At 36.5% G+C, this 10628-nt stretch carries 7 protein-coding genes and 1 pseudogene; all 8 read right to left on the reverse strand.

Features of this window, described 5'->3' with window-relative positions; translation table 11 throughout:
- Positions 1-328: 328 nt before the first annotated feature.
- The 8 genes and pseudogenes from EK386_RS02705 to EK386_RS20415 all read right to left on the reverse strand — a co-directional run bounded on the left by EK386_RS02705 (position 329) and on the right by EK386_RS20415 (position 10570).
- Positions 329-1765, reverse strand: coding sequence for an o-succinylbenzoate--CoA ligase (locus EK386_RS02705; protein WP_126657472.1), 1437 nt, complete (start codon positions 1763-1765; stop codon positions 329-331).
- Positions 1766-1870: 105 nt separating this feature from the next.
- A complete protein-coding gene (locus tag EK386_RS02710) occupies positions 1871-3160 on the reverse strand; it encodes a sensor domain-containing diguanylate cyclase (protein WP_126657473.1) in 1290 nt (429 codons plus the stop codon).
- Positions 3161-3416: 256 nt separating this feature from the next.
- Positions 3417-4235, reverse strand: a complete 819-nt coding sequence (menB, locus tag EK386_RS02715) for a 1,4-dihydroxy-2-naphthoyl-CoA synthase (protein WP_126657474.1) — start codon at positions 4233-4235, stop codon at positions 3417-3419.
- Positions 4236-4247: 12 nt separating this feature from the next.
- On the reverse strand, positions 4248-5060 hold the full coding sequence (menH, locus tag EK386_RS02720) for a 2-succinyl-6-hydroxy-2,4-cyclohexadiene-1-carboxylate synthase (RefSeq protein WP_126657475.1): 813 nt from the start codon (positions 5058-5060) through the stop codon (positions 4248-4250).
- Positions 5057-6772, reverse strand: a complete 1716-nt coding sequence (gene menD, locus EK386_RS02725) for a 2-succinyl-5-enolpyruvyl-6-hydroxy-3-cyclohexene-1-carboxylic-acid synthase (protein WP_126657476.1) — start codon at positions 6770-6772, stop codon at positions 5057-5059. The genes menH and menD overlap by 4 nt, the downstream gene beginning before the upstream one ends.
- Positions 6765-8150 carry an isochorismate synthase gene (locus EK386_RS02730; RefSeq protein WP_126657477.1) on the reverse strand — a complete coding sequence of 462 codons (1386 nt, stop codon included), beginning with the start codon at positions 8148-8150 and terminating at the stop codon, positions 6765-6767. The genes menD and EK386_RS02730 overlap by 8 nt, the downstream gene beginning before the upstream one ends.
- Positions 8151-8415: 265 nt before the next feature.
- Positions 8416-9363 carry a dipeptidase gene (locus EK386_RS02735; protein ID WP_126657478.1) on the reverse strand — a complete coding sequence of 316 codons (948 nt, stop codon included), beginning with the start codon at positions 9361-9363 and terminating at the stop codon, positions 8416-8418.
- 346 nt (positions 9364-9709) lie between these two features.
- Positions 9710-10570, reverse strand: a pseudogene (locus EK386_RS20415) (AbrB family transcriptional regulator).
- Between the last annotated feature and the right edge of the window lie 58 nt (positions 10571-10628).

Consider the following 10628-nt stretch of genomic DNA (forward strand, 5'->3'; position numbering starts at 1 on the left):
GCACACAAGCCGCAGAGCCAACTTGTAGTTGTCTCTACGACTTGTCTTTGTGCTTTGTGAAAGGTCCTCTCACATAAAATAATGCCAACTAAGCTTTCTATAGTTATTCGCGGCTTACAGTGGTAGGCCGCGCTTTCTTAATTTGAATTATACTACCAGCGTGTTATTATATCCTACTGTTCTAAGTATCTTGTTGATTGAAGTAAAGTGGGGACTCAAGCCGGACCCGTTGAAAGCGTCCCCGTAACGGAAATCAATTTTCTCCACATCAAAAACACATCATTTTTCTCAATAGAAAAATGATGTGTTTTTGTTTTGTTCATCCTCTTTAATTCATTAACTCTTTCAATTTTCTTCGCATTAATTTATTTGAAGCATTTCGTGGGAGTGCTTGTACAACATAAAACTGTTTCGGAATTTTATATTTCGCAAGCTTTTCTTTACAAAAAGCAATTAATTCCTCTTCCGTTACGTCATGTTTTAATACGACGAACGCTACAGGTACTTGTCCCCACACCTCATGTTCAATTCCACAGACACCCGCTTCACGAACAGCCGGATGACCCATTAACACATTTTCGACCTCTGCGGGATAAACGTTTTCACCGCCTGAAATAATTAAATCCGAACGACGATCCACGACATATAAATAGCCTTCTTCATCAAAATAACCGATATCTCCCGTATGTAACCATCCATTAATTGTAGAACTTCTTTCAGCAAACCGACCAATATATCCTGGCGTTACATGAGGACCACGAATTAAAATTTCCCCTTCAGTTCTAGGTGATGTTGCATCTAAAATTTTAATTTGATTAAAAAAGAGCGGTTTTCCTACTGACCCGATTTTTCTTAGCGCATCTGCATTGGATAACGTAGCCGTTTGTGAAGAAGTTTCTGTCATCCCGTATGTTTGACATACAGCTAAGCCGAGTTTATGCGCACGTTCTAAATAATTCACAGGAACAGGTCCTCCACCAGGAAGCATCACTTTAAATCGAGGAGATGCTTTTAACTGCTTCTCTTCTAGACCTTGCAATATTCTACCTAAAATAACTGCAACGACCGACATATGCGTTACGCTTCCTTCAGAAATATCACGAACTGCTCCATCTTGGTCAAATTTTTGATAGAGTTTCACTTCATTTCCATATAACAACGAGCGTACAAGAATTGAAAAACCGCTTATATGAAATAGCGGTACTGCACAAAGCCAAACATCATCATGGGATAATCCAATATTTAAAACAGAAGACACCGCGCTGGATTGATGATTTTCAACGGTTTGGCGTACACCTTTAGGAAATCCCGTAGTACCGGAAGTATACATAATGGTTGTCGTTTGATTGCTTGGCCACTCTTCACTAATTTCCACAGCTTCTTCAGCACTCTCTAGTATTTTTGAAAATAATAAGTGATTTGTGTTCGCTGGTAGTAAGTGAGCATCTTCATCCTCTACTAACACCATCTCTACTTGCGAATCTTCTATTTGATATTGCAATTCAGATTTAGATAATTTTCGATTTAACATGACCATTTCACATTGAAGGTGCATACATGCATACATGATAAAAATTAGGCTTGGCTTACTTGGCCCTAATACTGCAATCCGTTGTCGATGGTTAATGCCTAATCCCGCAAGTTGATATGTTCGTTTTATGGAAATTTGTTTAATTTGTTCAAAGGTCCAACTTTCATTTTCAAAAGTTAAGCCCGTACGATGGGGAGTTAAATAAGCCCTTCGTAATATCCAGTTTGGATACATAAGATCCCTCCATTACTGAGTACTTTTATTTTACCGAATATATACTAAGTGTTCAAAAATAAAAAACTGCCCCTGTTATATCGGAACAGTTTTTCACGCTTTGATCTAGGAATAATTAATATGGAATTTATTTTTTCCTTTTTCCTTTACATTATATAATGCAACATCGGCACTATTGAAGAAATTAGAATTGTCCATATCCTTTTTCGTACAAATTGTCGCACCAATACTTGAAGTGATGGTTACCGACTGTTTTTCCATAACTATTTCATTTACTGTCTCTTGCTGAATCCTATTAATAATTTTCTCTACATCTACTTTTGTTGATATTTTATAAAGAATGGCCACAAACTCATCGCCGCCAAGTCTTGCAACAATTCCGTCTTGTCCAATGATTGTTTTAATCCGGGTTGCGAACTCTTTAATGACTTGGTCACCCACATCATGGCCATACGTGTCATTGATCAGTTTAAAATCGTCAATATCAAATACGACTAGTGTGAATGGTTGCCCTTCTATGTTTAACTTGTCTATGGATTGCTTTAATTGATTTTCAAAATAACGTCGATTTGGTAAACCTGTTAATGCATCATGAAAAGCTAAATAGGTTAAACGCTCTTCATGTTCTTTATGCAGTGTGATATCTCTTGCTACTAATACCATATGTCGGAATAGATTATTTTCATCAAATACAGGTGTTCCCATTATATGTGTCCATACCCATCCCTTTTCTTCATGTAGCGCTTTTAAAGTGACGTTAAACGTTTTTCCAGTTTGCATTGCATCTCTAAAATTGTTAGCTAGATTAGAAATATCATCGGGATGAATATTAAAGAACGGTTCTTTTTCTTGATTAATCTTTTTAGGATCAAAGCCGAACATTGTTTTACTTGAAGGAGATACATATAAATAATTTTTTTGATCGTCCATTAAAATAATGACATCTTGAACGTTTTCAGCAATTATTTTAAAGTTTAACTGACTTTCACGATATTTACTTGATAATTGATCAAACAGACGTACATCCTTAATTACTAAAAATAATCCTTTATCTATATCGGTTACTTCCATTGGTATAAATTTAACTATGCATGGAATGGGTTCGCCTGTTTTATGAATAAATGTAAATCTACATTCTTTTGAAGCATCGTTTATTGCCATTTGAAAACAGTCAGATGCTTCTTCTTTATCTTCGTCAATCACATAGTCCAAAAAGTTTTTACATTTCAATTCATCAATTTTATAGCCGCTTAACTGTTCGATTGTCTTATTTCCATTATATATTTGACCATGAACATTAATCGTTAATATTCCATCTGTATTGAGTTCATACAGTGATTTGTAATCAATATTTGAGTCACTTGTTCTTAATGGATCTTTAGGGGATTGATTCACATTCAGTCACTCCTAATTAAGCTGATGATGCTTAAAATGCAAGTAACATCTTAGCTTGAAAAAGTAAGAAGTTCTATTTCCTTCTATAGTATCATATTAAAATCGGTTTGTGTCGGAATTAAAAAAGCCGCCTCATGTATGAGACGACTAATTTTGATGGGAAAGTGCCCAGTTTTTTTCGGAGCTGAGCGAACGCCTTCCGCTTTTCCTATTGTCTAGTTCCAAGCGTTAGCTCCTCGACAACTTCAACTTTTCATCAAGGGAATCTTGGGAATTGACCAAAGTCTGGTGTACGTTTTTCTTTAAATGCATCGCGACCTTCTTTTGCTTCATCTGTTGTGTAGTAAAGAAGTGTAGCGTCTCCTGCAAATTGTTGTAAACCAGCTAGTCCATCTGTATCTGCGTTCATTGCCGCTTTTAAGAAGCGAAGGGCAGTTGGTGACATTTGAAGCATTTCTTCACACCATTTTACTGTTTCATCTTCTAATTGCTCATAAGGCACAACTGTATTAACTAAGCCCATGTCTAAAGCTTCTTGTGCATTATATTGACGGCATAAGTACCAGATTTCACGCGCTTTTTTGTGTCCAACAATACGTGCTAAATAGCCTGAACCGTATCCAGCATCAAACGAACCAACTTTTGGACCTGTTTGGCCGAAGCGAGCATTGTCAGCAGCGATTGTTAAGTCACAAACTACATGTAATACATGACCTCCACCAATTGCATAACCTGCTACCATGGCAACAACTGGTTTTGGTGTTACACGAATTAAACGTTGTAAGTCTAATACGTTCAGACGAGGAATTTCATCTTCTCCTACATAGCCACCATGGCCACGTACTTTTTGGTCTCCACCTGAACAGAAAGCCATTTCGCCTTCACCTGTTAAAATGATGACACCAACGTTTTTGTCATCTCTTGCACGAGAAAATGCATCAATCATTTCCTCAACTGTTTTTGGACGAAAAGCGTTGCGCACTTCTGGACGGTTAATCGTAATTTTTGCGATTCCGTTATAAAACTCATACTTGATATCTTCGTAAGTATGTAAGCTTGTCCATTCACGAGTCATTTTCTTTACCCCCTATTTGTTAATGACATCCTTTACTATTGTAGCAAATGTTGTCGGATTTTCCACATGAATTGCATGACCAACTTCATGAACTACTACATGTTTTGCATTTAGTAGTAATTTTTTCATTTCTTGAGCAATATTACAAAATTTTTGATCCAGTGTTCCTGTAATTAATGTTACCGGAATATCGATTTCTACTAGCTTTGTCCAAAGGGATTGTTGCGAACCTGTCCCCATACCGCGCAAGCTATTCGCTAAACCAATTTCACATTGTGCTAGGCGTTCCTGACGAATTTCAGCTTGAACTTCTTTTGGAAGCTTTTTTTGTGATTCAAACAGAGAGATATTTTCCCACTTTTCAACAAATGATTGTACGCCATTTTGCATGATTTTATTTGCTAATTCATCGTCCGATAATCGTCGTGCTTGTCGTTCATGTTCTGTCTTTAAACCAGGAGAAGCACTTTCTAAAATTAATTGTTCGATTTGGCTCGGATACGTCGCGGCATAGGATAGTGCGACACGACCTCCCATTGAATACCCTAACAATGTGTATGTGGAAAGATTCAGCTGTTTGAACGTTTCATGCAGTAGTGTAATTTGCTCTTCCATCCAATAGTTTGAAACATCTTCTGGCGCATCCGTTAAACCATGACCAATTAAATCAATCGCAATGATTCGATATGTTTTCGGAAGAAGGTCAGCTATTTTCCCCCAAGTTGAAACGCTTCCTGTAAATCCGTGCAACATAACAATTGTTTGATCCGCTTGTTCATTCCATATGTGAACATGGACATTTATATCGTTCACACGTAACTTCATTGCTCTAACTCCGCATGAATTTGTTGCCAAAGTTTACGGTGAGCTGTTACATTCTGTTGGCGGTCTGTAAAGATTTCCACTAGTCGTAAAGGTTTTTCATTTTCTTTATCAAAGAATATATTTAGCTCATTGTAAGAGTCAATTTGGATATATTCCATGTCGTACATGTTTGCCACATCTTTAAATTGCAGAGCTGTTGGCGTACCAAATAACTCTTCATAATATTGTTCCACACTCGACTGTGATAAATACGAGAAAATGCCGCCACCATCATTGTTTAACACAATGACGGTAATATTACATTGTTGATAACGTGTCGCAATTAATGCATTTACATCGTGTAAAAATGCTAGATCTCCAATTAATAAATACATTTCGCGGTTTGGTCTTCCTTGACTAAAACCAAGCGCCGTGGACATCACACCATCTATCCCATTAGCACCACGATTTGCAAAAATTTGAATATCTTTTTCAGTTGGTGTTAAAAATGTATCAATATCACGGATTGGCATACTGCTACTTACAAAAATGTCGCTTTGAGTTGGCAAGTTTTCTAAAAGCTTACGAACCACTGCTCCCTCATCGGTTTCGTATTGCACATACTCTTTTATGTGCTTCGTCGCAATTTTTTCAGCTTTTTGCCATTCATTTAAATAGTTACTTTCTAGAGAGTTGTTAAATTGTACATCATTTAGCCAATGCCCTAATGAACTATGAATGAAATGCGTCGATACAGCCGTTGAATCGCGGAACATTGGATCTTCATCAACGACAATAAAGTTCTTCGGCATCGTTTCCGTTAAAAAAATCGATAAAAATTTGGATACAGGTTGTGCGCCAAAACGAATGACCGTATCTGGTACGACTTTATTTTTAAAGCTTTGATTTTTTAACAATGCATCATATGTCGAAATAATATACTGCTGACAATCTTCCGGGATGTTCGTACGCATATTTGATAAACTTTCAACTAAAATTGGCCATTGTAATTTTCGAACAAAGGACCACATATGCTGTAGATCTGTACCAAGAGCAAGCTCACCAATGATGACAAACCCTTTTTCAGTTTCGCTAATAACCGATGATAATAATTGTATAGCCTCTTTTGAAGGCGAAATGTCCCCTACAAAAGCACTTTTGAACGTTTGATTTGGCAATTCGCTACTAAACTCAATTAATAGTGGTTCACGGAATGGAACATTAAAATGAACCGGACCATATGGAGCAGTTTTGGCAATTGACACACCTCGGGCAACATGTCGCTCGATATAAGGTAAAGTTTGTTTGGCTTCATCCGGAATCGGAAACTCAGCTGCCCATTTCACATGTTCACCATACAAATTAATTTGATTAATTGCTTGAGGCGCACCCACTTCTCGAAGCTCATGTGGGCGATCTGCTGTGATCACAATTAATGGTACTCGTGCATATTTTGCTTCTACAATTGCCGGATAATAGTTTGCAGCTGCAGTGCCAGACGTACATAATAATACGACAGGTTGTCCTTTTGCCTTTGCTATACCAAGAGCAAAAAATGCTGCCGAACGCTCATCCACTTGTCGATAAATATTTAAGTTTTTCGTCGAAGCAAAGGCATAGGCTAATGGCGTTGAACGAGACCCTGGACTAATCACAATATCTTGCACCCCATTTTGCATAAGGGATGCGACCACTTTATAAACATAATTCGTTAAGATTTCACGTTCATTCATTCAGCTGACCTCCTAGTGCGCGTAACATTGGGCGAAATTTTACGAGTGTTTCTTCATATTCAGAATTCGGTTCTGAATCGGCCACAATTCCACCACCAGCATATAAATAGGCGCAATTATCTACCAATGCTGCAGAACGAATGGCTACGGCAAACTCTCCATTGCCTTCTGAATCAACCCATCCAATTGGAGCTGCATATAGTCCACGGTTCATGGATTCATATTGACGAATCATCGCGAGTGCTTTCATTCGAGGGACTCCACCTAAAGCAGGAGTTGGATGTAAATGTTTCACCAGCTGTAAAATTGTTGCGTCTTTCGAAAGCTTCCCTTCAACCGGTGTATATAAATGTTGAATATCACGAATTTTTAATAGTTTCGGGTGTTTCGGTACTTTAAATTGCGTACAATTTTTTGCAAATGTTTCAGCAATCATCTCGACCACATATCGATGCTCTCCAAGATTTTTTTGATCTTGTAATAAGCTATCTCCTAGTTGTTTGTCTTCCTCGGCGGTTTTACCTCGCTTAATGGATCCTGCTACACAAGATGAATAGCCATAGCCATTTTCTACTTTGACTAATCTTTCTGGGGAAGCCCCAAAGAACAACAGATTATCTCGTTCTAATCCAAATAAATAACTTTCCGGTTGTTCATTCATCACTTGTGACAACACTTGTGGAGATGACACGCTTTGTGCAAATTGCATTTCAAGAGACCTTGCAATGACAACCTTTTGAGCCCAGTTATCTTTTATTAAAGAAGTGACTGTATCGATTGATTGCAAATACTTATCTTTGTTCACTTCATCATATTTCGTCATGACAGGCTTTTCGTAGTTTTTTAATTCTCTTACTTGTGCCGCATGAATTAAATGATCGCGCTCCGTACGTAAACGGTCAAACTCCTCTAAGCTATGTTCGTTTTCAGTCACTAAATGGATGCTAACATAGGCTTTATCATTACGAAGAACGAGTTGATACGTTGCTACAGCAAAATGACTTTGCGGAAAACCTTCCCACTCGCCTTTTTTATCATTTTTCGGATCAAACGAAAAACCACCAAAAAGAATTGGTTGCAGTTCACTCGCTTCTTTTACGATGTTTTTCGTCAGCGCCTTCCATTCATCCTCAATTAAATCAAATCGTTCGTTATCTTCATTATTTTCAATTATGTAAGCATGGCCTAGCCCGACTAATGTTAATGTTTTTTCACGGTTTTGCCAGAAAAAACGTTTTCCCTTATATTTATTCTCCCCTGCAGCAAAAAAAGCAAGTGCAGATAAGCGGCTAACTTCAATCGTTTCAATATAGAAGGTTTGTGCCCTATTAACTGTTCCCACTTCTACTTCAGTGGTATGAAACCACTTTTGATGCATGAAAATTCCCTCCATATTCAGCAATCGTTTTTTATAATAAACTATCTACCATCTTTTAGCGATTTCGATGATGATTAGCTTATGCGGATATTTGTAAAGAATACAAAATTCTATCCGCCAAAACAGTTCTAGTAAAGTTTATTTGATTAGTAAACAACTCTTTTATCATATCATTTTTTTTGCTTATAAAATATTGATAACACTACAATCTATACGATTTTTCATATGTAATTTAAATATATTTTCCAAAAGAAAAAAACGCATGTTATAAATCCATGCGCGTTCCAATTTTGGCAACATAATTTAAAAATCCATTTTTAGCTATAGTCTCGATTTCCATATTGGTAAATTGCTTTGTTAAAGAATGCATTAAGTACCGATATTCGGCGGCATTCGATAAATTGGTTACTGATAAAGGATCAATTCCGTCAAAATCTGATCCAAATCCAATATGTTCAATTCCTATTAAATTAGCTAAATGGGCAACATGTTCAACAAGCTTCTCAATGGACGTAGTATCCTTTTCTTTTTCAATAAAAGGGGGATAAAACACGACATGCATTCTACCGCCATTTTGAATTAATTGTATAATTTGATTATCTGTTAAATTTCTTGGATGATCACAAAGAGCCCTTACATTACAATGACTCGCAATAAGATATTTTGCCATTGGAAGTAATTCATAAAAACCTTGCTCATTTAAATGGGCAACATCAATGATGACATCCCGTTCGTTTAATAGTTGAATCACTTCTTTTGCAAAGGGCTTCAATCCTCTTTTTGGATTCTCCGATGCCCCATAAGCAACTGCATTTTCATAATTCCACGTTAACCCAACTAATTTGACTCCAGCATCTAGTAACAATTTTAGTTTCGTAAGGTCTTCTCCAATGCAATCACAACCTTCTAAACTCAAAACCGCACCGATTTGCCCCTCTTGTAATGTTTGAATTTGTTGCCAATCCGTGATATGAACCATTTCCGGCTCACATAACACTTTTGTATGAAAAGCTTCAATTTGGCGCGCCGCCTCTAAAAACTTTCTTTCTTGGGGTACATCCGGTGAAATAAAAATCGCAAAAACTTGAACTTTGATTTGCCCTTTTATAAGGTTTGTAAGATTCGCTTGAATGCGAGGATCGTTGCGAAATTGTGCATCTTCAAAACGAGTTAATTTTTCCAATACATCACAATGTAGATCAATTACTTCCATTCAATTCGTCACCACTTTCTACTTATGAAAATCATCTAATTTTGAAAGCTAGTCCCTCAAAATCAAAACATATACATTCGAATTGATTTGCCTTTTCTACTATATCATACGAAGCATCAACAATTTCCTTAGGGCACTATTATTATTATGTTATTTGCATTTGTTCTTAGTGTGACATTTTATAATTGGAACAAAATAAAAATACGATGTTTTAGAACGATTTGGGAATGGTCGTTCTAAACATCATACTATATAAATTGAAAGTTGAAATATTGTGACGAGTGCTATATTTTCATTCATCGATGCAGCAACAACTCCCATTTGGTCTAATTCGCAGGTGCTAAACCTAAAAACGTTCATTTAACCAAACGTGTAAGGGGAAGCTGAACACGTATGTAAATGAAATGAAAATTGCAGTTGAAGCGATTCCTAGAAAAACGATTTTAGTAGAAAATTGAATTGCTTCTCTTTTTAAACTCAATCCAATATAGCTCCCAATACAGAGTTTTGCAATGTAAACAATACTATCAGGCGTTTTCGGTACTTGTATTTCAAAAAGACTGAACAGTAACATATAAATTAATGACCCAACAAAATAAGGGACTAGGATATAAAGTTTCATTGCCATTTTCACAGCTATAGGACTAACTGAGAAAAAAAGAATAAGCCAAAGTAAATCCATAGCTTATACAGTAGTAGCTGACTCAATCGGTATATTGCCAGAACTATGTAATGTAACAATGAAGAGAATCGGTAAAACAACTAAAAATACTCGAAGGACTTGAAAATACGTAACAATTGGGACATTTAAACGATTCGTCTCCTCAGCAAATAAAATCATTTGAGAAAGGTCACCAGGAACATTGGCAACAAGCATCGTTGAAAAATCGACTTTACTAGATAAATGTAAGACGTACGCCATTAAAATACTGAACAAAATGAGTAAAATATTAGACAATAACATAAACGGAAACAAGCATAAAATATTTTTTAATATTTCCAATGTAAAAATATGACCAATTGAAAAGCCAACAACCATCAATCCATAATTTCTAAATCGCACATCCCACTTCACCGGAATCTTACTAAAAAATTGAAACATAAAAACAAATACTAAACTTCCAAGTAACCAGGGAATCGGTAGCTTTAATAGATAAAATAAAAAGGAACGTAAGCCCGAAATAAAAAATAACGCACCTTCCGGCACGCACGGCGAATAGCCTTCAATCCACTGCTTTTTTTGGATTGAAGGCTATTATTTTATA

The sequence above is a fragment of the Lysinibacillus antri genome, assembly GCF_003977595.1.
Lineage (GTDB): Bacteria > Bacillota > Bacilli > Bacillales_A > Planococcaceae > Ureibacillus > Ureibacillus antri.

Bases quoted from the DNA above. Each gene is read 5' to 3' on its own strand.
- EK386_RS02705 (WP_126657472.1), bottom strand. From the start codon at position 1,765: ATGTATCCAAACTGGATATTACGAAGGGCTTATTTAACTCCCCATCGT.
- menB (WP_126657474.1), bottom strand. From the start codon at position 4,235: ATGACTCGTGAATGGACAAGCTTACATACTTACGAAGATATCAAGTAT.
- menH (WP_126657475.1), bottom strand. From the start codon at position 5,060: ATGAAGTTACGTGTGAACGATATAAATGTCCATGTTCACATATGGAAT.
- menD (WP_126657476.1), bottom strand. From the start codon at position 6,772: ATGAATGAACGTGAAATCTTAACGAATTATGTTTATAAAGTGGTCGCA.
- EK386_RS02730 (WP_126657477.1), bottom strand. From the start codon at position 8,150: ATGCATCAAAAGTGGTTTCATACCACTGAAGTAGAAGTGGGAACAGTT.
- EK386_RS02735 (WP_126657478.1), bottom strand. From the start codon at position 9,363: ATGGAAGTAATTGATCTACATTGTGATGTATTGGAAAAATTAACTCGT.